Annotated in this window: 23 protein-coding genes; all 23 read left to right on the top strand. The window is 40.7% G+C overall.

What is annotated here, in order from left to right:
* Positions 1 to 53 precede the first annotated feature (53 nt).
* The 23 genes from OCU48_RS14285 (at position 54) to OCU48_RS14395 (ending at position 23,275) form a co-directional block, all read left to right on the top strand.
* Positions 54 to 194: a hypothetical protein gene (locus tag OCU48_RS14285; RefSeq protein WP_167496188.1), complete on the top strand. Its 141-nt coding sequence runs from the start codon at positions 54 to 56 to the stop codon at positions 192 to 194.
* 310 nt (positions 195 to 504) lie between these two features.
* Positions 505 to 654, top strand: a complete 150-nt coding sequence (locus OCU48_RS14290; protein ID WP_141345744.1) for a ribbon-helix-helix protein, CopG family — start codon at positions 505 to 507, stop codon at positions 652 to 654.
* A gap of 172 nt (positions 655 to 826) precedes the next feature.
* Positions 827 to 2,719, top strand: a complete 1,893-nt coding sequence (locus tag OCU48_RS14295; RefSeq protein WP_141345746.1) for a MotA/TolQ/ExbB proton channel family protein — start codon at positions 827 to 829, stop codon at positions 2,717 to 2,719.
* Positions 2,720 to 2,721: 2 nt separating this feature from the next.
* Complete coding sequence (locus OCU48_RS14300; protein WP_141345748.1) at positions 2,722 to 3,432, top strand: OmpA family protein; 711 nt, start codon at positions 2,722 to 2,724, stop codon at positions 3,430 to 3,432.
* Positions 3,429 to 4,514: an HNH endonuclease signature motif containing protein gene (locus tag OCU48_RS14305; protein ID WP_141345750.1), complete on the top strand. Its 1,086-nt coding sequence runs from the start codon at positions 3,429 to 3,431 to the stop codon at positions 4,512 to 4,514. The genes OCU48_RS14300 and OCU48_RS14305 overlap by 4 nt, the downstream gene beginning before the upstream one ends.
* A 161-nt stretch (positions 4,515 to 4,675) precedes the next feature.
* Positions 4,676 to 5,023 carry a hypothetical protein gene (locus tag OCU48_RS14310; protein ID WP_141345752.1) on the top strand — a complete coding sequence of 116 codons (348 nt, stop codon included), beginning with the start codon at positions 4,676 to 4,678 and terminating at the stop codon, positions 5,021 to 5,023.
* Positions 5,024 to 5,031: 8 nt separating this feature from the next.
* Positions 5,032 to 7,248, top strand: coding sequence for a chemotaxis protein (locus OCU48_RS14315; protein ID WP_141345754.1), 2,217 nt, complete (start codon positions 5,032 to 5,034; stop codon positions 7,246 to 7,248).
* Positions 7,248 to 7,904, top strand: coding sequence for an OmpA/MotB family protein (locus tag OCU48_RS14320; RefSeq protein ID WP_141345756.1), 657 nt, complete (start codon positions 7,248 to 7,250; stop codon positions 7,902 to 7,904). Before OCU48_RS14315 ends, OCU48_RS14320 begins: the two co-directional genes overlap by 1 nt.
* Positions 7,905 to 8,154: 250 nt before the next feature.
* A complete protein-coding gene (locus OCU48_RS14325; protein ID WP_337983909.1) occupies positions 8,155 to 9,945 on the top strand; it encodes an SEL1-like repeat protein in 1,791 nt (596 codons plus the stop codon).
* Between the two features lie 9 nt (positions 9,946 to 9,954).
* Positions 9,955 to 10,248, top strand: a complete 294-nt coding sequence (locus OCU48_RS14330; RefSeq protein ID WP_141345760.1) for a hypothetical protein — start codon at positions 9,955 to 9,957, stop codon at positions 10,246 to 10,248.
* Positions 10,238 to 10,762 (top strand): hypothetical protein, encoded by a 525-nt coding sequence (locus tag OCU48_RS14335; protein ID WP_141345762.1) that lies wholly within the window; start codon positions 10,238 to 10,240, stop codon positions 10,760 to 10,762. The genes OCU48_RS14330 and OCU48_RS14335 overlap by 11 nt, the downstream gene beginning before the upstream one ends.
* 76 nt (positions 10,763 to 10,838) lie before the next feature.
* A complete protein-coding gene (locus OCU48_RS14340; RefSeq protein WP_141345763.1) occupies positions 10,839 to 11,174 on the top strand; it encodes a hypothetical protein in 336 nt (111 codons plus the stop codon).
* Positions 11,175 to 11,604: 430 nt separating this feature from the next.
* Complete coding sequence (locus OCU48_RS14345; RefSeq protein WP_141345765.1) at positions 11,605 to 11,964, top strand: hypothetical protein; 360 nt, start codon at positions 11,605 to 11,607, stop codon at positions 11,962 to 11,964.
* Complete coding sequence (locus OCU48_RS14350; RefSeq protein WP_141345767.1) at positions 11,955 to 14,573, top strand: hypothetical protein; 2,619 nt, start codon at positions 11,955 to 11,957, stop codon at positions 14,571 to 14,573. Before OCU48_RS14345 ends, OCU48_RS14350 begins: the two co-directional genes overlap by 10 nt.
* Positions 14,573 to 15,211 (top strand): OmpA family protein, encoded by a 639-nt coding sequence (locus OCU48_RS14355; protein WP_141345769.1) that lies wholly within the window; start codon positions 14,573 to 14,575, stop codon positions 15,209 to 15,211. The genes OCU48_RS14350 and OCU48_RS14355 overlap by 1 nt, the downstream gene beginning before the upstream one ends.
* 1 nt (position 15,212) lies before the next feature.
* A complete protein-coding gene (locus OCU48_RS14360; protein WP_141345770.1) occupies positions 15,213 to 16,634 on the top strand; it encodes a hypothetical protein in 1,422 nt (473 codons plus the stop codon).
* Positions 16,634 to 18,526, top strand: a complete 1,893-nt coding sequence (locus tag OCU48_RS14365; protein WP_141345772.1) for a methyl-accepting chemotaxis protein — start codon at positions 16,634 to 16,636, stop codon at positions 18,524 to 18,526. The genes OCU48_RS14360 and OCU48_RS14365 overlap by 1 nt, the downstream gene beginning before the upstream one ends.
* A 32-nt stretch (positions 18,527 to 18,558) precedes the next feature.
* Positions 18,559 to 19,299, top strand: coding sequence for an OmpA/MotB family protein (locus tag OCU48_RS14370; protein WP_141345774.1), 741 nt, complete (start codon positions 18,559 to 18,561; stop codon positions 19,297 to 19,299).
* Positions 19,299 to 20,264 carry a hypothetical protein gene (locus tag OCU48_RS14375; RefSeq protein ID WP_141345776.1) on the top strand — a complete coding sequence of 322 codons (966 nt, stop codon included), beginning with the start codon at positions 19,299 to 19,301 and terminating at the stop codon, positions 20,262 to 20,264. The genes OCU48_RS14370 and OCU48_RS14375 overlap by 1 nt, the downstream gene beginning before the upstream one ends.
* Position 20,265: 1 nt before the next feature.
* Positions 20,266 to 21,255 carry an OmpA/MotB family protein gene (locus OCU48_RS14380; protein ID WP_244312308.1) on the top strand — a complete coding sequence of 330 codons (990 nt, stop codon included), beginning with the start codon at positions 20,266 to 20,268 and terminating at the stop codon, positions 21,253 to 21,255.
* 195 nt (positions 21,256 to 21,450) lie between these two features.
* Entirely contained in the window at positions 21,451 to 21,813 is a 363-nt protein-coding gene (locus OCU48_RS14385) for a hypothetical protein (RefSeq protein WP_141345778.1), read from the top strand.
* Between the two features lie 3 nt (positions 21,814 to 21,816).
* A complete protein-coding gene (locus OCU48_RS14390; protein ID WP_141345780.1) occupies positions 21,817 to 22,164 on the top strand; it encodes a hypothetical protein in 348 nt (115 codons plus the stop codon).
* A 64-nt stretch (positions 22,165 to 22,228) separates the two neighbouring features.
* Positions 22,229 to 23,275 (top strand): hypothetical protein, encoded by a 1,047-nt coding sequence (locus tag OCU48_RS14395; protein WP_141345782.1) that lies wholly within the window; start codon positions 22,229 to 22,231, stop codon positions 23,273 to 23,275.
* The last annotated feature ends 20 nt before the right edge of the window (positions 23,276 to 23,295 follow it).

The following is a 23,295-nucleotide window of genomic DNA, read 5'->3' on the forward strand; positions in this document are numbered from 1 at the left end:
GAGAAAATTTTTGAGTCACATTTATGTGGCGAGAAGATTTTAAGGCAGCCCAAATGTCGGCAGTGACGGAATTTGGGTTAGACAAAACCGTCATTGCCGAAATATCTGAGTACTCAATATCTGGCTACCAGGAGAAAGGATTGATTTGTGCAAGGACCAGTACCTTCACCGCTTTGGGTCAGTTAGCTGTGTAGTGGCCAAATGTACTATGTCACAACCATTCGAACCAAAGAAAGTACCTAATAAAACTGGAACTTTCTTATATCACTATTCCTGTTTAATTAGGCTTCACTTGCTATCCTTAACGTGCTTCGCTCAAACTTAGTTTGTCATTACCTCTAGATTTAGCGTATTGAGTACGATATGATTGTCTTTGAAGAACCAAATTGTTATTACATGGCGTGAAAAGATAACAAATAAATAGGCTTATTACTTTACACTTCCTTATATAAAGAACTGCCAACAACTTACATACAGAGAGCACCACTTTGGTGATAAATAGTGATGAGTAAACCACGTATAACCATCAGGTTTGAAGAAAGCCTTTATAAAGAGATTCAGGATCTAGCACAAAGAGAAGATAGAAGTATCAATTGGATAGTGAATAAACTCTTGAGAGAAAGGATTCAAAGAAAAAAGTTGGAAAGCAATTGAAAATTATGAGCTTTTTGAAAAGAAAATCCATGATAATTTTTACCTTATTAGAGCGCTAGATACGCAAACGGTAAAAAGTGACTAAATACGAAAGAACTTGTTACGAAGTACTCTATATAGCAAACAGAGAGAGTACGACACTAGTACATAAAACATCGGGTAATAATTTTACATGTCTGAATCACTTGCTAATCTAATCAGTAGTTTTAGCGCTGCTACCATTTCTGATGTCTTCTTGACCATCATTACTTTAATCTTAGTTGTTGCGATATACTTTTCATCTAAAGACTTACATCGCCCCTTTATTAATTATGCCCCTAACCTTCTGACATCTTTAGGTATTCTTGGTACGTTTACAGGTATAGTCATAGGGTTGATGGAGTTCAATCCGCAAGACATAGACAATTCAATTTCATTATTATTGGCCGGTTTAAAGACTGCATTTCTTACCAGTCTTTATGGAATGCTAGCGTCTATCATACTAAAAGGCTGGCATGGATATGTTACTCGAGATGATGGAGAAGAATCTGGTGATGTGGGACCTGAATTGATCTATCAAGCAATCAAAGAGCAATCTGAATATTCTCAAAAACAATTTCTTGCGTCACGTGAGTTAGTCGAAGCAATTAAAGGCGACGAGGACTCCTCGTTGACTTCTCAGATCAAGAACTTACGTATCGATAGTAATGACGCTAATAATCGATTGTTGGAATCTTTTAAGCAGCAAAAAGAATTTGGTGAAGCATTTCAAAAACAGCTTTGGTTAGAACTACAACACTTTGGCGATCTTCTTTCTAAATCCGCAACTGAACAGGTAATTAACGCCCTAAAAGAAGTAATTGTAGACTTCAATAACAATTTGACAGAGCAGTTTGGAGAGAACTTTAAGCGTTTAGATGAGTCAGTTAAAAAACTGGTGGACTGGCAAGAAAACTACCGTATTCAACTGGAAGATATGGCAAACAAATATCAGCTTGGCGTAGATGCGATTAGCTCCACAGAGCAATCTGTTGCCCACATTAGCGAGAGAGCGGAATCTATTCCACAGACCATGGAAAAACTGCACTCTGTAATGGAACTCGGTCATGGTCAAGTTACTGAGTTAGAAGAGCGTTTAGAAGCATTTAAAGATTTAAGAGATAAAGCGGTTGAAGCAATGCCACAGATCCGTGAACAGATGGATACGACAATGTCTGTGATTGGAGATTCAGTGAAAGCGGCTTCTTCTCACTATGAAAATATGCTGTCTGAATCGCAGAAGATTATCGATAACTTCAGCACTACTGCAACAGAAAGTGTCGATACTATGCGAACAAATCTAGAGCAAGGAGCAGAGAAGGTATCAGAACAGCTTAATACTGGTGCGATTGAAATTGGAGGTCGTCTTGCTGAGGCATCAAACGATATTCAAGGAAATGTAACTACTGCATCTGGAGCATTACAAAGCGCGTCTGACTACTTAACGGATAATGCTGAAAAGATTAAGCAACAACTTGAAGACTCAACAGTCGAATTGAATGCTCAGCTACGAGTTCTAGTTGCAGACATTAAAGATGATGCGAAAGCAACTGGGCAAGTACTCAAAGACTCTAATCAAGAACTTATTAGCAGCACTCAAGCCGCTCAAACTGAAATGACAGATCAGATTCGAAGTCTTTCTGGTGAGATGAGAGAAGAAGCGAAACTTACTAGCCAAATTTTGAAGGATTCGAATCACGAGCTAATGACCAGTACCAAAGCTGTTCAAAATGAAATGAATTCAGCTGTAAGCAAACTTCAAGATCGTTTAGAGCTGACATTAGAAGAAATCTTTAAAGTCCAGGCAAATGCTATTCAACGTACATTTGACAGCTTGGAAAACCAAATCACAGATTCTGTTGGCAAAACGGGTAGCGCGGTAGAAAAACAAGTTGAAGTACTAGACCTTCAAATGCAACAAGAGATAAACAGAACCATGAATGAAATGGGTGAAGCTTTAGCTACCATTACTCAGCAGTTTACTCGAGACTATCGTGGTCTTGTTCGCGAAATGTCCAATGTGATGAATTCTAGCGTGGCTGTTTAATCATGGATAAGACATTTGGAAAAGCAAAAAGCACCGGTGATGGTGGCGAGCACTGGATGTCAGTATCTGACCTTATGGCCGGTTTGATGATGGTATTTCTTTTTATTTCAGTTGCTTTGATGCGTGATGCGGTAGTTGAGCGTGACAAAATTAAAGAAGTGGCGGAAACCTATCAAGAGACACAGCAAGCTATATACGAAGCTCTATATGCTGAGTTTAAGGAAGACCTTGATCGCTGGGGGGCTGAGCTTAATCGTGACGATCTTAGTCTCAACTTTACTTCTCCAGACGTGCTTTTCGCTCAAGGGAGTAGTCATCTGACACCGAAATTTAAGAGCATACTGGACAATTTCATTCCTCGATATTTAGAAGTTTTGGACAAGTACAAACCGAGTATTCAAGAGATAAGAATCGAGGGACACACCTCAAGCCGCTGGAATCATGATACAGGGGTAAATGAAGCCTATTTTAGGAATATGGCGTTATCCCAGTCTCGAACTCGGGCGGTATTGAACTATATGGTCGAATTGAACCCAGTAAGAGTTGAGCATGCGGGTTGGGTTAAGGCTAACGTTGCTGCAGTTGGTTACTCGTCTTCCAAGTTAGTTCTGCGAGATGATGGTACTGAAGATGAAAGACGTTCTCGTCGAGTTTCGTTTCGTGTAATAACTAACGCAGAAGAACAAATAATGAAGATTCTGGGGTCCAAATGAGACTAACACTAAACCTCAGCGCGCTTATGGCAAACATCAATAAAATGCAGCCAGAAAAAAAAGGCACTTTTAATCTAGAGTTTCAGGAAACTCACAAGGATAAAATTGACCTAGAGTTAGCTGAAGGCAAAGACGTTGAGCTTAAAGATGTAGAGTTAGAGTCTGGACTACTCAGCTACAAGGGGCGTCATGTAACCCTATATATAAAAGCAAACGGACCTAGTGCAAGATTCCACATCTCAGATTGTAAAACTTTGCAGGGAATGAGAGCTAGTGGTCGTTTTGAGCGCTATGTAGTGACGAACCAAACATCAGGTGAGTTTGTAGTTGATTCCGTTCGCGGAGAAACACAAGCAAAGCTCAAGGTTTGCCAAAACTGTTTAAGGAAGTTGAACTACAAGGGATGTAATAGTGGAAACTCGATATCGGAAATTGTTCAAAGATTTGATATGAAAGAGTTTTTTGCAACATATAGCTCTTTTTTTCCACACATGCCTTCACGTTTATCTGATAGCCCTCCAGATGGATATACAGACGATTGGTCGAGAGTTTCATCTCATTATCGAGTAGAGAGAAACTTTGGTTGTGAGCAATGTGGAGTTGATATGCGAACAAATAAATCTTTGTTGCATGTCCATCACATTAGTGGAGTTAAATCGAATAATCATCCTTCAAACCTTAAAGCAGTTTGCGCAGATTGCCATAGCAAAGAACCAATGCATGACCATATGGTATTGAGCCATCGCGAGAGACAAATAATAAATGACTTGAGGCGAAAACAAGACATTTTAACTGATCTTGGAAGGTGGCAAGAGCTATTTGATTATGCTGATCCAGGTGTTCATGGTGTGCTTCATGCGTGTAGAGAAGTACATCTCGTTTTACCAGAGGTTAACCATTTTGTTTTCGATAATTTTGATGACATCGTAGCGCGTTTAGAGCTTGCTTGGCCTAAACATAAATTTGGTATAGCAGTTTCTTCAAATGATATTTCCGATGCTGTTCAAACTGGCTGGAGAGTTATAGGGATTGATGAGTTTCTTACTGACTATAGAGCACTAGCACATAACCTAAGATACTAATCCGCATAGAAATATGCATGATTACTTTAAGGCTTGTATATCAAATAGTTTAGATACGTTGGCGTAAAATGATCAGTATCCCTCGCAGGTTAGGTGTATTATTTATCACCGTAATCTATAAGTCTTAAGGCGCTCAATATTGTTCGAATAGGGTATTAGATATGGAAGTGACATTAGAAAAAGTTCTAGAAAGAATAGTCACGATAAATCATGCGTGGAAACTGTCTAGAGAAGAATTTGGGCAAGATTTCGTCGCAACCAAATCATTAAGAGATACGAAATCTTCTCTGCAAGCAACGTTACTCAGAGAGTTTCCTGATGATGTGTATTTAAGGGTAGCTTCGGATAGCCAAGGTCACGATGAGATTATGTATAGCGTTCGGCTGAAGCGCGAGCAAGAGGTTAATGGACGAATAAAGAGGGATGCGGAGCATCTACCACAAAGAATTGCTCGAGAAATTTTCTCTGATGCTGAAATTGAATATTTTTTGAATTACGAAAGTAAATAGGTTAAGTAATGGCAGATATTATCACGTATGGAATGAGCTTATTGACGGTAGGTATTTTCATCTTTTTTAGCTACAGGGAATTTCGTTCAAATAAGTATTCAGGACTTCTTCTTAAGCGCATCACTGGTTTGAAGGAACAGTTTCCAAACAGTGTTGTTCGTACTGAAGAACTCTCTTCTGATGAAGTTGTGTGGGTATCAGAGCATCTTGTTTATACACCTAGAGGCACTGGCCTTCATATCGAAACCAAAGATGGTTTGTGGCTCTCTAAGTCACCAATCTCTAATCTATTGCCTATTCATGATTCGACTCGTTACAAACTAATTCCAGCATTGCTTACTAGTATAGGTATTACTGGTACTTTTCTAGGTATAACTATAGGTCTTAGTGACTTCGATATCTCAGGGGGTTCTACGGCTCTCATGGATTCAGCAGTAACGCTAATCATGGGTATGAGAACTGCCTTTATAACTTCTTTGTTTGGGTTGGGCTCATCAGCTGCATTCATGGCATTGATGAAATATTATTCTAGTCGTCTGTCCATGGAGCAGCATACTTTTATTGCTGATATTTCAACCCAGTATTACGAAGCTAGTCCAGTATATTATCTTCAAAAAATGTCACAAACAGATCCTAATAATATAGATCAGGGACAGCAGAGTTTCGCCGAGGCTATACAGGACATCGGTCAAACTATGTCTGAGGCATCGCGAGTGATGAGAGATATGGGCACTTCATTTGATGGAGATGCAATAGCTTCAAAGTTGTCGTCTTCAGTTTCTGATGTGATGGAGTCAAGCATGGCTCCTGCACTAGAAGCTATAAAAGAAGAACTGGGTAGCCTAAAAGATATTAAAGAGCAATCCCAAAAAGAACTGGTGGAGCTTTTAGTTTCGGAGATGAAAGTTAGTTTAATTGAGCCTGTGACTCAAGAGCTTAATAAGACTAGTGAGGCTCTTAACAAGAGCAATGAAGTTTCTACAGAGTTGAATTCGAACGTTGAGAGGGTAGTTACAACTACCTCAGAGACGGTCGAAACTATCAATGAATTTCAGCGAGAAACTATGAGTAAGCTTCAAGAGTTTGCAGAGTCACTAAAATCTATCTTAAGTAGTTTTAATGAAGAAACTCAAGGTGCTATGGGGCAAATAGCATCTGAGGTAAATGCAGTGCTTGATAAGGCTGTAAGTGGAATGGATCACCAAAGAGAAGCGTTTGATGAGAGCGCTAAAACTGCAGCTGGCTCGTTTGTAGGAATGAAAGATTCTTTGGAAGAAGCATTGAATCAACGCCAAACTGCAGAAAAAGAGTTGTTCAACGGAGTATCAACGCGTATCCAAGGACTACTTGATGAAATCTCTACATCTTTTGATGCGCAAAGTGATGTTATCTCAAAAACAGGTGAAACAGCAGCGCATTTGATTACTACGGCACAAGACGAGTTCTTACATTCGTCAAAACTACGCCGTGAAGAAGAAAATAAAATGTTTGAGGATATTGGCAGCCGTATTAGTAACCTGGTTACTGACTCGCAATCGATATTCGAACAGCAAGCTGCAAATATTGAGAGTGTTGGTCAAACAGCTAGCGCAGTTATGAACTCGGCTAAACAAGAACTAGAGCAAGGTCTTGGTGATATTGATAATAAGGTGAAATCAATGTCCGATACGGTTCAAAAAGAATTAGAATCCTTCCGAGTACAATATCAAGAAAACCTAACTGGTTATTTTGAACGACAAAACAATCTTCTAGAAGATAGTTTAGGAAAACAACGTGATGGTTTAAATGGGGTAGTAGAAAACTTTAGAAAGGTATTCGAAGAAGAATATCAAACGCGCCACAATTTGCTTCAGGAACTTACAGCACAGTATCAGAAACTAGAATCATCTGCTCAAGTTGTTGAGCGTGTTGCAAAAGCGATTGGCTTAAACGAAGCAGCTAAAATGGCTGAATTACAAGAAGCTGCAATGTCTATGGGTAAACAGATTGCTCTGTTGAAAAAAGAATATGTAACAGCTTCGGCTTCATTTAACGATGTTGCGCAGAATCTTCCAAAAGCTATGGATGAATACTTTACTCGTGCGAATCAAAGTTTTGAAACATTTTTCAATGACTTTGATGACTCTGCGAGCAAGATCCACAACAAACTTTCTCAAGCTGCTGGCTACCTGATCAACTCCCAAGTTCAACGTAGAGAATTTGAGTCAGATAAGGAAACTGCATAATGCGTCAGCTGAGAACGTCTCCTAAAACAGCGGATGCTGAAGAATCAGGCGTATGGCTCTCGGTCGGAGATCTAATGTCTGTTCTCCTTATGATATTTGCGTTGCTTTTAGTCAGTGCCTTGGTTCAACTATCTGAGTCAGAAGAGCAAGTCCAGAATACTAGAATTATGATCATTCAAGGCATAAATGAAGCTCTGAATACCGCGGGGATTGAAGTGGATGCAGATTCTCAGACAGGAGACATATCTATTACGGATTCAATTTTGTTTGATCGAAATGATGTTGAGCTGAAGACATCAGGGAAGGCATTTCTAAAGACGTTTATTCCAGTGTATTCGAAAGTGATTTTTCAGACAGAAGATACCGCGAATGAAGTAACTCGAGTAGTAATTGAAGGGCACTCGAGTTCCGAAGGTGCTTTTGAACGAAATATGGAACTTAGTGTTCTACGGGCTAATAGTGTTATCGCTTATATCAACACATTAGATTTCCCTAACAAGCATCGATTCTTCGAAAAAGTATTGATCTCGGGCCGTGGCCCTTTAGAAGCAAATCAAGACTATGCAGTGGCTGCAGATAGGAAAGTAAAGTTTAGGTTCCAATTCAAGGAACAAAGCTTCTTGGGTAACTTTAAGGGTATTCGTTCCAATGATTAACAGCAGTTTTTCCTTTGAAAGGCCTAAGTTGCCGACAGCGAATAACCTAGAAAAGTTATCATTTGATGAATTTTATGAACTAGGGTTCGACGACCTCGGTCTTCCTGATTTTCCACCAAAGTCATTGATGCAGATTGTCAGGCTAGTTGAGAATCGTCGTACAGATGAAGTGCATGTATTCGAGTGGCTAGATGCATTAGAGAATAGCGAGCAATGGAACGCACTAGATGAGCAAGAGGCTCAACAAGCATTGATAGCTGTTTGGACCGGTATCGGGACAAATCAGATTGTAAGTGACATAGCTTTATTCAAAGTCGGGTTGGCGTTAGATGGTCGACCGAGCTCAATTGTGCATGAAATTGTTGACTCAATGACAATTGCTAGAAGTGTACCAACACCTCACAAGCTCACTACGCTTCGGCTCGACTGGCTAATATCATTACAGAGCAAGGCTTATGCTGAACTTGCACAGCAAGCACTTGAAGATAATTCCAATATAGGGATGTATTTACAAAAGCTGCGCCTACCAAAAGCAAACAATTACACAGAGGAAGTTTATCTTGAGCTAACTAACTGTATTAATGCTCAAAATATAACAGATTTTGAGGATGGTTGGCTGTTTGACAACTTTCAAGCTATCAGTACAACTTTGACTAGGATAAAAGTTTGTCAAAGCATCATTTTGGAATTTGAAAATTACAAGTTTGGTGATTTGTGTAGTGAAATTGTAGAGAAACATTGTTTACCTACTCAGCCAAATAGTTATTGGGGTAGGCTAAGTCACCAAGCACGTGAAGTGTTGAAGAAGAAATATGATTTAACGAGCTACTATGATTTGCAAGCTATCTCTTCTGCCCTTTATTCACAAAGAGCGGCAGATGAGCTTGGGTTTACAGAAGACGAAGTCCGTCAAATAAGTAATCGGTCAAAGTTTTGGTCAAATTACAGTTCAAAATTTAACAGGGTAAGAGTTCTACTTCCTCAAGGTAGCCATGATTTCGTACACAAATATAATGGTGGTTTACCTGATTTCGTTGATGTTTTGGAGCGGTCATCAGAGAACATCGAGGTTTATATCTTTGAACTAGATAAATTGATGGTTGTAGAGTTATTGAGAGGAAATGTCGCGGAGACACGAATCTTTAAGCCAGATAGACGATTGTTTGAGAATGGCTCGTTGAGTATCGACACAATTAGATCTTTACCTCAGCTAGAAGTGCATGATCACTTGGAGTTATGGCAGTATTTTTGTGAAAGACTGTTACGAATTAATTATCAGATCCACCCTAATATTGGGACTACACGGTTTAAGGGATTAGGTCGTGAGATGGGTACTTACACCCAGGATGTTGGCTTACCGTTGCCTTCTTCAGAAATGATGTCTCAACGAAAGCTTTCTTTGGAAGCTTGGTTACAAAAGTTCTGGGAAGCAGAAATTGCAACTGGCAAATTTGGTAAGCACCAGGATTTAACATCAAAGGGAAGTGTTTACCTATCACAAGCAATGCTAGCAAAACATCTTGGTCAGGTAGACCAGTTTAGAACGTTAATTAGACAATCCGCAGAACAAGGAAACTCGGAAGCAATGTACCGGTTGGGGCAGAGCATGCTTAGAAATCATCGCAGTGACCGGGAAGCAAAGCAGGAGGCTGAATCTTGGATCGTAAAGGCTGCCGAAAATGGGCACAAAGAGGCAGAGAACTTTGCTTATAAGTTTAGGTTGAACGTGAAAAAAAATCCTGAACTACCTTCTGCTGATGAGGGGAACCACGTCGCAGTTGGCGTTAATAGCCTCTCGCAAAATTCACTGGATAAACTTAATAAGCGTGTGTCAATAGATAGTTCTAGAGTTAATTTTTTGACAGGAAGAGCTGAGAGTGGCTCGGCAGACGCTATGTATGAGTTGGGGCATTATTTATTGACTAATGTAGGCAATAGTTTGAGTAGCAGATTAGTGGCAGAGAAGTGGATCTCTAAAGCTGCTTCTTTGGGGCACCTCGATGCCGTAGTTTTGGCTAAAAAGTTTCGTATAAAGTTTTAAAGTAAAGATATGATTAAGAAACTCTCTTTGTTAGTTGTTTTCGGCGTATTTGCGCTGGTGGTTACCAATACAATACTTCCGACACCTTCATTTGAATTCATTGATGGTGAGGTTTCCCGTTATCAATTGATAAATGGTGAAGAAGTTGCTCGCCCATCAATATGGCATAGGAATGCAGTTCAAGTTGATGACTTTTTGAATAAATTAGGCATCAATTCTGGAGCTGGTCTGTTCCTTCTTTTAACTTTACTTGTAGTTGTCGTCTTAATCGTAACTTATTGGTCATTTAAGAATGTTAAGTAGCGCTTATTTATATCTGGCTGACTTTGGTATTCATGTAGCTAACTTTCTTGGATTAGGCTTTATAGAAACCGCTGGTTTAGTTTTCACAGGCATATTGCCAGTCTATCTTTTCATTGTACTAGGTATCGGTTGCTATCGAAGGTATGCAGCAGTTAACCGCGCAACATCAGATACTTTACAAACTTCAATGTTCAAATTGGTCAATAGCTTATTAGTTACTAATTTAGGAAGGCCGGTTGAAATAAGAAGTGGGAAATTTTACTGGGAGATTACATCAGGTTATGGCGTAATTTTATGTAAGAAGCATCAGGGCAAAGCTGAACTTTGGGTACCATACAGCGAAGACATAGTGCAAAGCCCTAACTTAATATTTGACGTTTATGAAAGAGAACAGATTAGGCCTGAATACACTTACTATTGTGCAGGGCTAGAAAAATTGCAAAAAGGTGTTCTGATAACCGTTAGTTCTGAAGCAGAGCTCAAATCGTTAGACAAATATCTATTTGATTACTAGTTTACAAGCTTATAAAACTCCATAATTTTTAGACCGATTTAGACTGATAGTTTGAATTGATATGAAGGAGTTTTCAATGAAAACTAGAACGATTGAACTTATCACTAGCAAGTTAGGCCCTCCCGAGGGAGAAACAAAAAAAGCGTTTGCTTGGAATATTACCTCTGGCTTTGGGGTTGTTGTGCAACAAGACCAGCCTCTACGTGATGAATATGCCATTGTATGGTTGCCTTTTAACAATGATTTAGAGGCACTACCTAGCATTGAAAAGTCGGTATATCCCCCTGAAAAAGGCAGGCATAGTAATACATATGCGTCTCCCGGCCTTACAAAAGGCGAGCCTGCTGTGCGTTTGAAAATACGCAGCCAATCGCAGCTGAACGAATTGACCCGTTACTTGTTCGAATTTTAATTTGTTTGATAAAGAACAATGTGGCTGATTCGGACAGTAAGTTTTGAACTGAAATGGCGCTAATAGATAAATAAAATTGATAGACACTGATGTAGAATCGGCAAAGGTTTTAGTTTCAAGGAAATTTTGAAGCTTGGTAAGCAGGTGATACTCGCCTCATTAATATCGAAAGCGACTGGCTAAAACTAACATCAGTTTGTAATTTTGGTTATTCCTATAGTTTTGGTGAATGTATATAAACTACGCATCTAGTAAAGGAATAGTATTAGAGACAGTATTTGTCGGTATTGTCTTTAAACTAGTACATCACTAATTATTTTGATGTATTTGTATTGAATCATATGCAGCTTGAGTTGTCTGTCTCATAGTGAATAGCTGTTGCAATGTATATGAAGCAACTAACTTATGTCTAAACCTGTAAGAGACATCGATGACTTTTGATGATTTTGTAAAGCGAATAACAGCTATAAATCGAGCTTGGAAGGTAGCTCGAGAAGACAGTGAACCTTACATCAATACTCATATAGCAAATGCTTTACAGCAGCAAAAGTCTGCGTGGCAAGTAGAGTTTTATCGAGCCTTTCCAGCGAGTGTTTGGTTTAAAGCAGACTTAGATAATTTTCCCACTGGCGATGTTTTTAGCGTTAGGTTTGGTGATCAAACAGTCAAATCGACGGACGGGGATTCGAAATGGAATGCCGAACATATTCCCAAGCATTTGCTGAGAACCCTATTAACAGAAACAGAATACCGAATAGCTACACAACCTAAAGTTGAATTATGTCATTGATAAATATTATATTTATAGCATCCACAGTGGTACTAGCCGTCACCTGCTTGTTCAAACTCAGAACCTCCCAAGCGAACCACTCAAAACTACTTGAGAAAACAGAAGAGTCATTTGAGGAACTAGTATCTAGTCGAGGTGTGCCGATCGCTCACCTAAGTGAAGAAGCTCAGCTACTGGCAAGCCAATCTTGTGCTACTCACACTAGTAAAAAAGGCAAGCTGATTTCATTTGAAGAATCTGCTGTTTTATTGCTGCGTTCTGTTGACTCCATAGTTAGCCCGTTCAATAGCGCGGCTTATAAGTCCGTTCCTGCAATACTTACAACAATCGGTATTCTGGGTACCTTTGTGGGTATTACTCTGGGACTTGGTTCGCTTGGAGGGATGAGTAATGACTCTTCCAAACTTGTTGAGCAAGCTATGGGTTTGATTGAGGGGTTAGGAACAGCTTTCTTAACCTCTATTGCTGGTATGGCTGCCAGTTTTCTATTTATGCTCTATCTGTCTTGGGCTATTGCAGCACAAGCTAAACGAAGAAACGCGCTTTTATTGAAAATACAACAGAGCTCTAAGTTAATCTCAGGCAATGACTTACTGCATCAATTGGTAGAGCATCAAAAAGAAAGTAAAAGTGATCTTCTTGATTTTTCGGAGCTTACCTCGGCTATTCAGCAGTTAGTCGCAAAACCATCTGCAATGTCAGCAACAGAATACCAAGATATTTCATCACGTAATTCGCAGGCTGTGGAAGCTAGCCTCGATAAGCTTAAATCAGCTCTCTCGCTCGAGCTAAAGTCTCTGCAGCAAGACGAGCAACTGCTGGCAAATACTATTAGCCAGAATATTTCGGAATCTCTTAAAACAGAGCTTACAGCTCCTATTTCGCAAGAGCTGTCAAAAATAACGGCTAAAGTTGGTGCAATCGATACGCTAGTAGACAAGACAGTTACTCACGATCAGCTTGAGGAAAGTCTTTCTCGCTCCGTGACTGCTCCAACTACTCAGAAACTCGACGAGATTGTTACGGAAAATCGTCAGATTAACGAGGCCATGTTCTCTCTTTCAAATGTTCTAGAAAGTTTGTCTAAATCTCAGGCGTCACCTCTTACAGAAGAGCAGTTGGTTAGCGCGCTGAATAGAGAGTTGGAACAACCGATCGGTATGCGACTTGACCAAAGCATTCAGGCTTCAGGTGAGCTTAATATAAACGTTACTGAACTAGTTGAAACCACCTCTAAACTTGTAAGCTCTTCTCTGACTCAAGCGCAATTGAGCAAGGCTCTTCAAGATGAAGTTCAGAGCCCACTAAGCACTCGCTTAGACCAAAGCATTCAGGCTTCAGGTGAGCTTAATATAAACGTTGCTGAACTGGTTGAAACCACTTCTAAACTTGCAAGCTCTTCTCTGACTCAAGAGCAATTGAGCAAGGCTCTTCAAGATGAAGTACAGAATCCAATAAGCACTCTCCTAGACCAAAGCAATGTAACAGCAGCTGAAATAAAACTTGGAATTGAAGAGCTATCTCGTTCTCGCATGGAGGAGTTTGAACACCTAGTTGAGAAGATGGGTGAAGAGGTTGTTGAGCCTGTAACTTCCGAGTTGAGTGAAACCAATAAAGTAGTGTCTCGCTTTGCAGATGTGACTGATGATCTAACTAAACAAGTTGAAGTATCAAACGCTGAAATGACCAAGGCTACGGCCGAGCTAGTCAAATTCCAGACCGATACTTTAGGAAAGCTAGATAGCTTCGCAGGGTCACTTGACCGTTCACTGAACGAGTTCGCAGAGAATAGCACTAAAGCATTGTCTGAAATCTCTGAGGAGGTTACAGGTATCGTTAAGCTTGGTAATGAGTCTATCGAAAAGCAGACGGTGGCTTTCTCGACCATCATTGCAGATTCGAAGGAAATGTTTAATGAACAGGCTACTACGCTTCGTTCTGTCGGAGACGAATCTGCGAAGTTGATGAGTACTGCACGCCAAGAGCTTGAAACTGGTCTGGGTGATATTGACAGCAAAGTTTCTCGAATGTCGAGCACGGTTCAAACAGAACTCGAAAGCTTTAGAGATGCCTATCAAGCTAGCCTGACCCATTACTTCACCGAGCAAAATCGCTTGCTAGATGAATCTTTGAATGAGCAGAAGAGTGGTTTGAATGATGTTGTAGATAACTTTAGAGGCGTGTTTGAAGAAGAGTACACCAAACGTAAGGAGCTTCTTGAAGACCTAGACAAACAGTTTATTCAACTGGCTGAAGCTGCTGAACGAGTTCAGTCTATGGCAAAAGCGATGGGACTTGAGAAAGCGAGTTGGGCTAGTGAGATTCAGCTTGTTCAGCAGTCGATTGGACGCCAGGTTGCGGACCTTGGCAAAGCATTTGCAGAGTCTTCAACTCAGTTTGCCGCTGTGGCCTCGCAGATGCGCCCAGAAATGGATGATTACTTCAAACGTGCGAACAAGTCAGTAGAAGAGTACTTCACTGTATTTGACGCAACTTCATCTCGAATCTACGGTCGACTGGATCGAGCGGTAGATCTCATGAGCACAGTTATTGAAGAAGCACAGCACGAAAAAGCGGCACTGACTGATAAGAAAGGGCAGGTTGCTTAATGGAAAATCTTACTGATTATTCAGAAGAGCAAATCGACGAAACTGGAACCTGGTTATCAATCAGTGATTTGATGGCTGGTTTGTTGATGGTATTTGCATTGCTACTGATAGCAACACTAGCCCAGCTTTATAAATATCAAGAGCAATCAGAGAGCAATCGAGTTGTCATTATCGAGGAAATCCAAAAAGGTTTGGAGAAAGCGGGTATCGAGTCTGAGGTCGACCTAGAGACAGGCTCTCTTGCTTTAACTGAAGGGCTAAATTTTTCGAGCAATAGTTCAACGTTGGATTCATCTGCGCGCGAGTTCCTAAACAAATTGATCCCAATTTACAGCCAAGCGATTTTCTTGAATGATGAAACCTCTGAGGAGGTATTGCACCTGGTGATTGAAGGGCATGCTGCTCAGGGCGAAGGCCGAGGTCGAGCGATGTCTTTGAGTCTAAATCGCGCTGAAGCTGTGACCTCTCATATTGAGCAGATGATATTTGCCTACAAAGGACGTTTCCTTGAGAAAATTTTGCCAGCAGCCAGAGGCAACCTAGACGCAGATTCAAGTTTACCTGTCGCTCAGAATAGAAAGGTGGTTTTTCGCTTTGAGTTCAAGAGTCATGATTTAACCGAGCTGGTAGGTAATTAGAATGAATCGAAATCCTTGGTTTTTGGAGCCGGCATTGCCGTCAACACCAAAGGTTAACTCTCTTACTCCACCTCTTGGTGGAGAAAGCCATCAGCTTCAGAGTGCGTCCAACTCTTTTACACAAAAGAAGCTCATACAGCTGATTGCAAAACTTGAACGGTTCGAACCTTTATCCTCTCTAGAGTGGCTGATCATATTGCGCTCTGAAGAGGAATATCAGGGACTTGAAACGTCGGAAAAAGAGCGAGCAATAAAAGCGGTTTGGACAGCTATCGAAAGCGATGAAGTGAGATTTTCTGAACTGGTGAAGAAACTGGTTTCAGGGATTGCACGCAATTATATTGCTGTAGCGAGCTGGTTGCTCGATAGCTTTCCTCGTGTTTTACCTAAGTCTTTTTCAAGGCTTGCTAAACAGCAGATTGAAATAGCGCGATATTTGGTTTCGGAACAGTACCTGCTTTGTGCGAGAGCGACCATGAGTAATGGAAAGAGCTTAGATCTGTTTTTCAAAGGCTTAGGACTCGAACATAAAGGCTCTCATATAGTCACCATAGCTCTGCAAGCAGAAGATGCAATCCCGTTGAACCCTTCCGAAGCCCAGCTGACTTGGTGGAGAAGTTGCCAGGACTTTATTTCTGAGGACAACACTATTGAGCAGCTTGAGCGTCTGCTAGATAAAGTTAGAACTATCAGCAGTGATTCAGCTTTTGGAAAATGGATAAAGCATCGCTGCTTACCTGATTCCAAAACCACAATTTGGTATCGACTCTCAAAAGCATCGCAGTTGAAGCTAAAGAGCTTTTTCAATGTCACTGAATATAAGTCGGTTTCAAAGATATTTGAGTTACTTATTGAGACCAGTGACGATAGCTCCCTTAACGAGCGGCAGGTAAAAAACCTCAGAAGCCGCATTATGTTTTGGGCTAATTACAGCGATGCATTTAAACGAGTTCGTTTCTTTCTTACCGATCGCTCATCTTCAATATTGAGAGACAAAGTGAACCTTGATGAGCTTCGTGTTCAGACCATGAACTCGTCGCCACTCAATAACCAGAGCGAGATCTGTGTATTTGATGTGGGCAATTACTTTTTAGTTGAGCGCTTTATCGGGCCCCATTTTGACCTCGGCATATTCGAACGAACCGATGAGCTCGAACAAGCGCTATTTGAGAGCGAATATGTGGATGCGGAGACCATCAGCCGATTAGAGCCTGATTGGGTTCACGACCATCTCAGTTACTACCAAAATCGGATAGCAAGATTTTTGAACGGGAAGGGAATAAAACCAGGAAAGAGAGCGCCAGCTCATTGGTTGAAGCCTTTAGCCCCAGAGCAACAAAGAAAAGTCGATGACGATAGAGACAAGCGTTATCGAAACATTTTAGACAAAGCAACTTACTTTAAAACAGGAAGAAGATTCTAATGAGTAGCATCTTTCAAGACCCTTTGACGATTATCTTTAGTGCACTAATCATCATAGGTGCTTTAATTACAGCATTTAAACTTCATGGTGCTACCGGCAAGCTGATTAAACAACTTAATCAGGTAAACAGTGAACTTGGCAAGCTAAAGCATCAGGTTGATTACGATGACGATGGTAATGAAGTAGAGCAGGATTGGACATCTAATTCAGCATCTATCGCATATCAAAACTACGACAAGATGCATTCGCTGATTCAAAAAGTAAAGTATCTAGCGCCGTCATGGGGAGCCTATCGTAGAAGTATGCAGCTTCCGGATACTCACTACACCCGTAAACAGGGTCAAGCGCCAGCATTGAGAAATACTTTACAGGTTAACTCCGTGTTCAATATGGAAACGGTTGTCGAGCCACATGTGAATGTTCGTCAATACACCGCTATCCCGAACATGCTGACGGGCGCGGGTTTATTGTTTACTTTTGTTGGTTTGATGATAGGTATTGGTGAAGCTTCAGTAGGCCTAAGCTCATCAGATATTGAATCGGCTAAAGCTTCGTTAAATCCGCTTCTATCTGGTGCTAGCATTGCATTTACTACCTCTGTCGTGGGTATTATCTGTTCTATGATTTTCTCTTGGTATGAGAAATCGCGCTTCCATAAATTAGAAGTCACAGTGAAAGACTTTAGTGATTATTTGGCTTCACATATTGAGATGATTGACTCCGATAAATTGGCTGCGATGCAACTTGAAGCGACTGAAGCTCAGACAAAAGCACTCGCTGATTTCCAAGTAGACCAACAACGAATTACCGATGACACCATTCGCCGTGTATCTCGTGAATTCCGAGAGTCCTTATTAGAGTCTGCTGGCACAGAGATCAAACAGATGGGTGTTGTCCTTCAGGAGATGAATACTGGGTTGCTTTCTAATATAGATCGTTTCTCAGAAGCGCAAGATAAGACGTTGGAGACTACTTCGAAATTGACTTCTAATCTAGAGTCCTCAGTTCAAAGCTTGACCCAACAGTTAGCGACTTCAGTGGATGAGATGTCATCTCGTGAAAAAGAGGTGATTACCCACGTAGAAAGCGTGGTTTCCGCTATGACAGACACAGTTCAAGCTAAAGTTGTTGAGGTTTCTGAGAACTACACAACTACGATGCGCCAAACGTCAGCTGAGTTTGCGAATATTCCGCAACAGTTGGCTCAGCTAACGTCTGATCACATGAGTAGTTCATTGCAGCAATATCAAACTCTGACCAGTGAAATGTTGCCACAGATGTTACAGCAGGTAGCAGAGAGTCTAGGTGAGCAAGTTTCTAATCTAGCTCAGCAGATGCGCACTGCAGAGTCTGCTGTAGCAGATTCGATAGCTCAACTTCCTAATGTGGTTGATAGCTTCAAGAAGATGAATACTGAACTCGTTGGCAATGTTCAAGTGGTTAATCAGCTGAACTCAAGCTCAATGAATTGTTTAGAGGGTTTCAATCAAGTAATCACGAATTTAGATTCCGCATCTCATCAGTTTGTGGAGGCTAACCAACAGACAAGTAGCACGCTTCAACAGTTCCAACACTTGATTGAACAAGTTCAAGTTAGCGCCGTTGAATCTGGTGAGTCAAATAAAGCTATTTCAAAGGCAACGGAACAGTTGAATTCACTTGTTGCTTCACAGGCTGGTTTTGCTGCTCAGTTTGAAGTGTCACTGAACCAGTCTTTTGAGGTGCTCAACCAAGGCTTAGAACAATATGTTACCCACGCAAATAACCAGTTACTGAACATGGACAGTCAGTCTGCAGATGTTGCCAATAACCTAATGGAAGCCGCGAATGAGATTGGTGCATTAGTTAACGATCTTTCGAGTACCGAGTATAAGAAGGCAGCTCAAGCGTGAGAATAAAAAGGCATAGTGAGGATTCAAGTTACATGATGTCTGTTTCAGATATCATGTCCGGTTTGATGTTTATCTTCATTATTACCCTTGCGATTTTCGTGATTGACTTCTTGATTGCGTCGAGAGAGCACGAAGAGAAAATGCAAGAGTTAACTCAGATCCTGAGTAAATTTGAAGAGAATAATCGCATGCGTGGTGCCATGCTGACCGATATCCAAGATGCTCTAGCTAAACGTAGCATCGAGGTGGATATTGATGTGGAGCATGGTGTACTTCGTCTAAATGAGAATGCGATCCGATTTACAACCGGGTCCGCAGACCTGCGTGGAGAGCAGCTAGACCGCTTGGAGGTTGTGGCAGAAGTGCTAGCAGAGATTCTGCCTTGTTATGGTAGTAACCAACCTGATAATGGAAAGTGTCTAGCTGATACTCAGGGAAAGATTGACTCGGTCTTTATTGAAGGGCATACGGATAATGTTCCTATTGGGGGGCGACTTGCTAAAAAGTATAAGGATAATTGGGAGCTATCAGCGGATAGAGCCATGTTTACTTATCGTGAAGTCACCAATCGTCAGCCCTTGCTGGCTTCAATGTTAAACACTAGTACTCTGCCCGTAATCAGTGTGAGTGGTTATGGTGAAGGCAGGCCTGTTCCGGGACACGCGCATCCTTACCCTAAAAACGATCCCATAAACCGACGCATTGATTTCAGGTTTATTATGACGCCACCAACTGTAACTGAGGCTCAGAGTGCAATGGAGGGGAACCTCTGATGAATAAGTTCAGAACTGCTTCTTCATTGGCGAATACCGCGAAATTACTTAGTACGGAGTTGACTAACAACACTTGGACACCAACAGACGAAGAGTTGAGGCTTGGTTATAAGCACACAGAGAGGCTAGTTTCTCTAAAGAAGCTCAATACCGAAAACGTTTCGCTCTATGGACAAAGAGTAATGGCTCACTTGTGCGTACTAAATAGAAATAAGCGAGTTCGTATGGGTAATGTGCTCGAAATCGAAGGTTTTTGGCCTCAGGCAAAATCCATGTTTGCATCGCGCTCCGATGTCATAAGTTGTGATGTTCTTTTGTCGAATATTGGTAATGTTGTTGATTCCAAGTTGACTTCGGGATTATCAGATCTGACATCTGACATATTTGAGCTTTCTTCAAATATTGATACGGAATCCTACAGAGCTAGACATTTTGTCTCAAATCATAAAAGTAGTTTGGAGATAGGCGTAGGAGATTTTGTAGGCTCACTTTTATCACAGCGCAAGGAGTGGCTTAACAAAAGGTTTGAGTTATTTTGTGGACTAGAACCGGCTTTTTCTGATGTACCTAGTCTTTCTTGGATGAACCAATTTTTTCGTGTTTACTTAGAACAGGGACTTGCTACGAATATCGAAATATATTGCTCGCCTAATACTCACGCTAAGTTTTGTAGACAACTACCTGATAGCAATGTTCTAACAGATATTCCCGATGGTGATATTTATCTGTTGCTGCAATTAGGTGATGCTGTCGTTGCTTATTCAACGCAAGCTGATGAATGTTTTATCGCTGAGCTAGGCACAAAAGTGGCCACCTTTAATGAAGTTGTTTCTCAGTTGCCAGGACTTAAGTACAACCTCGGTATTCACTTGAGCAAAACCGGTCTATGGCAGTATCGAGCTTCATACATGCTAAAGAATGCGACAAAATTTGCACCTAAACGTGCTGACTACATGGTGAAGTAACGTGGCAAGTAAAAAATACTCGGATGATGGAAGCTATATTCTTTCTGTCTCAGACATCATGTCAGGTTTGATTTTTGTATTCATTATATTGCTCGCTGTTTTCATGATTTCTTTGATGTCAGCAAACGAAGACAGCTTGCGTAAAGAGAATGAATATCAAGCTCGAATAGCTCACCTTAAAAAGCAAGAATCCTCTCTTCGTAAAAAAGAAGAGGAAGCCCGTAAAAAAGAAGGAGAAGCGAATAAACTTAGAGCAACTTTAGAAAGAAAAAACTTAGAGTTAACTCGTCAGGAAAAGCAGTCTAGAGAGTTTCAACAATTGCTAGAAGAACAGAACTCCAAGTTAGTTTCAGAGCGCAACATTGCCCGAGGATATCTTACCGATATTGTCGAAAATTCGCGTGCTCGAATTGAGCTTCTTCAAAACATAGAAGATTCATTGCAGAAGCGGGGGTTGAAGGTCGATATGGATATGGAGCATGGCGTAATGCGATTAGGTGAGGACGCAATTCTATTCCCTACGGGGAGAGCTGAGTTAGATGATGAGTATATCCAAAAGCTTAAAACAGTATCCAATGTATTGGCGTTGATATTACCTTGCTATGCAGCTGTGCAGCCCGATGACCTTCAATGTCTTCCAGAAACTAAAGGAAAGTTGAATTCAGTGTTCATCGAAGGGCACACTGACAATGTCCCTATTCGTGGGGCTTTGTTAAATCAATTTGGTGATAACCGTGATTTATCTACCGCCAGAGCAAACTATACCTTTAATAAACTGGTTAATGGTACTTCTCTTCTTAAAGGGATGCAGAATGAACAAATGCAGCCAGTGTTTAGTGTTAGTGGGTATGGTGATGATAGACCAGTCGCAGGCCATGAGCATATTCAACCAACGAACGATCCTAAAAATAGGCGTATAGACTTCAGGTTTATTATGTCTCCGCCATCTACAACGGATGTTCAGAAAGCGCTTGATGGCAATCTTGGCTAGCCACGTGGCGTGTATTAAAGGCAGTGCTTGGTTTTGAGCATGGCTTTTCTCAATTAAATTGGCGTGAAGTGATCAGCATTTCCTCAAGCTCTCAGATAGTATTCGATTAGACATAGATGCGTTCATAAGCTTACAAACCTCGCTTAGGAATCATCTCATCTAGAATCGCACCATCTTTGAAGTAGAGGAGCTCGAATGCTTACACCGATTATTGAAGTCTGTGACGATATGCAGAACATTCACTCACCGTTTACGGGACGTATGATCTACGGTCAGAACCTTGATGACGATAAGGTTTATGAGGAAATGACTGAACTGCAGAGCGACCCATCGAAAGACCCGTCGATTCTTTTTATTTACGACGCTGAGAATTTTGAATATTCGTATCTGTCCCAAATATTGCTTGATAGTATCGATTTTGATCCAGAAGAGGTTGAAGTGAATGGTGAGCAACTGCTTGGCATTTTGGGAAGAAGTGACCTAATTGCGTTTCGACAATACGGAAATTTCCTATTAGGAGATTGTTGGACTGTATTTTGCCCGGTGATAAGTGAGTGAAAAATGGCTATTCCAGTAATAAAAATTAAAGATGATCGAGAAGAACTCTTCTCTCCATATTCAGGCCTAGTTCTATACGGCGAAGAGTCAGACAAAATGATCGACCTGTTTGATAAAGCGGAAGCGGGTGACAGTGAAATTGAAGAAGATCCTACAATTCTGTTCTGCTATGTATCTGATGTCTGCATGTATTCATACATCCATCCGAAGCTACGTGAACTTTTCGACTTTGAGAATGATGACGTCGACCCAGCGGAGCTGTGTAGCAAACTTAATATAGATTCTAGTTTGGCATTTCAACATGATGCAGGCTGGTCTGGCGAAACCTGGTGGGGTTTCGGGAAAATCTAACCATTCGAGTAATGTAGATGGGCTGGGGGAGACCCTAGCCTTTTATTTGTGAGTTAATCATTTAATGAAAAGAAATATATCAACTCAACTGAAGCAAGACTTTGGTGAGTTTCCTCCGCAAGGTTTAACGGCTGACAGTTTCACTGATTTTGAGTTTTATATCAAAGATAGTCTTTTTAAAAAGCTCAAGTCTTTGCCTAGGGACTTTAAGAAGATCTATATGGAAGTTCTAGAATCTGTGCGTCATGACGAGTCATTAAAGAACTCTATGAAAGAGGCAAAAGCACAAATAGTTCAAGCAAAAGCTGGATTGAATTCTGTTCGTAATAAAAATGGGGTTCTAGCATACTACTCGATGTGTTTCTTTGTAATTTCCTTGCTACCATTTATGGTTTTGTACACAGTAGTTTGTTCACCCCAAAGGGTTTATAGAATTATTTCGAATATAGTGAGAAGCACAAAAAATATCTGCGTAAATGCCTATGGAAAAAGTTTTGCTGAAAAGAATGTTCTAGGTCATGTCAGTAGATTTGCTGAAGATACAGTTAACGTTCATGTGTTTAAGAAAGTGCAAAAAGAGAGAACTATCTCTCATGAAGCTCTGCACTTGGTGCAATATCGGCATATTCGAGAAAGTGAAGATGATCTATTTAGAACACCAATTTTATGTGAGGTGTTTCCATATATTAAAGACGAGTTTTCAGAGTACCAAACTTATATATTAAATAGATTTGAGCTGGAGGTAGTATTGCATGAGGTTATCCGCGTTCATTATGAGACTTACCGATCTCTACCTAAAACACTAGAAGATTTTAAAGAAGTCCTAGGGCAAGCACTAAATGATAGCTTGTCTGACCAAAATGATCGATTAGCGGATAGGTTAGTTACACTATCTTCTCTTTGCATACAAAACTATGAAAATACTCCTGATATTGAACAAGAGAGTAATACGGAGTTTACAAGACAAGCACGACGAATCGTACTCGAATGGCTCGCCCCCTGCTATGCAAACCTCTTGCAATACTATGGCGATGAAAATGCATCATTAGCTTTCAAATCTCAAATTATGGGACCAAACCTATATAATCGCATTTATCGTTGTCCGCATTAAGTGAGGACTATCAACTTATT

The organism is Vibrio inusitatus, assembly GCA_024346935.1.
GTDB classification, from domain to species: domain Bacteria; phylum Pseudomonadota; class Gammaproteobacteria; order Enterobacterales; family Vibrionaceae; genus Vibrio; species Vibrio inusitatus.

What these genes read in the sequence shown, in the direction of transcription:
- OCU48_RS14315 (WP_141345754.1), top strand. Translation starts at nt 5,032, where the DNA reads ATGGCAGATATTATCACGTATGGAATGAGCTTATTGACGGTAGGTATT.
- OCU48_RS14340 (WP_141345763.1), top strand. Translation starts at nt 10,839, where the DNA reads ATGAAAACTAGAACGATTGAACTTATCACTAGCAAGTTAGGCCCTCCC.
- OCU48_RS14355 (WP_141345769.1), top strand. Translation starts at nt 14,573, where the DNA reads ATGGAAAATCTTACTGATTATTCAGAAGAGCAAATCGACGAAACTGGA.
- OCU48_RS14385 (WP_141345778.1), top strand. Translation starts at nt 21,451, where the DNA reads ATGCTTACACCGATTATTGAAGTCTGTGACGATATGCAGAACATTCAC.
- OCU48_RS14370 (WP_141345774.1), top strand. Translation starts at nt 18,559, where the DNA reads ATGATGTCTGTTTCAGATATCATGTCCGGTTTGATGTTTATCTTCATT.
- OCU48_RS14290 (WP_141345744.1), top strand. Translation starts at nt 505, where the DNA reads ATGAGTAAACCACGTATAACCATCAGGTTTGAAGAAAGCCTTTATAAA.
- OCU48_RS14330 (WP_141345760.1), top strand. Translation starts at nt 9,955, where the DNA reads ATGATTAAGAAACTCTCTTTGTTAGTTGTTTTCGGCGTATTTGCGCTG.
- OCU48_RS14305 (WP_141345750.1), top strand. Translation starts at nt 3,429, where the DNA reads ATGAGACTAACACTAAACCTCAGCGCGCTTATGGCAAACATCAATAAA.
- OCU48_RS14335 (WP_141345762.1), top strand. Translation starts at nt 10,238, where the DNA reads ATGTTAAGTAGCGCTTATTTATATCTGGCTGACTTTGGTATTCATGTA.
- OCU48_RS14360 (WP_141345770.1), top strand. Translation starts at nt 15,213, where the DNA reads ATGAATCGAAATCCTTGGTTTTTGGAGCCGGCATTGCCGTCAACACCA.
- OCU48_RS14345 (WP_141345765.1), top strand. Translation starts at nt 11,605, where the DNA reads ATGACTTTTGATGATTTTGTAAAGCGAATAACAGCTATAAATCGAGCT.
- OCU48_RS14310 (WP_141345752.1), top strand. Translation starts at nt 4,676, where the DNA reads ATGGAAGTGACATTAGAAAAAGTTCTAGAAAGAATAGTCACGATAAAT.
- OCU48_RS14375 (WP_141345776.1), top strand. Translation starts at nt 19,299, where the DNA reads ATGAATAAGTTCAGAACTGCTTCTTCATTGGCGAATACCGCGAAATTA.
- OCU48_RS14365 (WP_141345772.1), top strand. Translation starts at nt 16,634, where the DNA reads ATGAGTAGCATCTTTCAAGACCCTTTGACGATTATCTTTAGTGCACTA.
- OCU48_RS14320 (WP_141345756.1), top strand. Translation starts at nt 7,248, where the DNA reads ATGCGTCAGCTGAGAACGTCTCCTAAAACAGCGGATGCTGAAGAATCA.
- OCU48_RS14300 (WP_141345748.1), top strand. Translation starts at nt 2,722, where the DNA reads ATGGATAAGACATTTGGAAAAGCAAAAAGCACCGGTGATGGTGGCGAG.
- OCU48_RS14285 (WP_167496188.1), top strand. Translation starts at nt 54, where the DNA reads ATGTCGGCAGTGACGGAATTTGGGTTAGACAAAACCGTCATTGCCGAA.
- OCU48_RS14395 (WP_141345782.1), top strand. Translation starts at nt 22,229, where the DNA reads ATGAAAAGAAATATATCAACTCAACTGAAGCAAGACTTTGGTGAGTTT.
- OCU48_RS14295 (WP_141345746.1), top strand. Translation starts at nt 827, where the DNA reads ATGTCTGAATCACTTGCTAATCTAATCAGTAGTTTTAGCGCTGCTACC.
- OCU48_RS14350 (WP_141345767.1), top strand. Translation starts at nt 11,955, where the DNA reads ATGTCATTGATAAATATTATATTTATAGCATCCACAGTGGTACTAGCC.
- OCU48_RS14390 (WP_141345780.1), top strand. Translation starts at nt 21,817, where the DNA reads ATGGCTATTCCAGTAATAAAAATTAAAGATGATCGAGAAGAACTCTTC.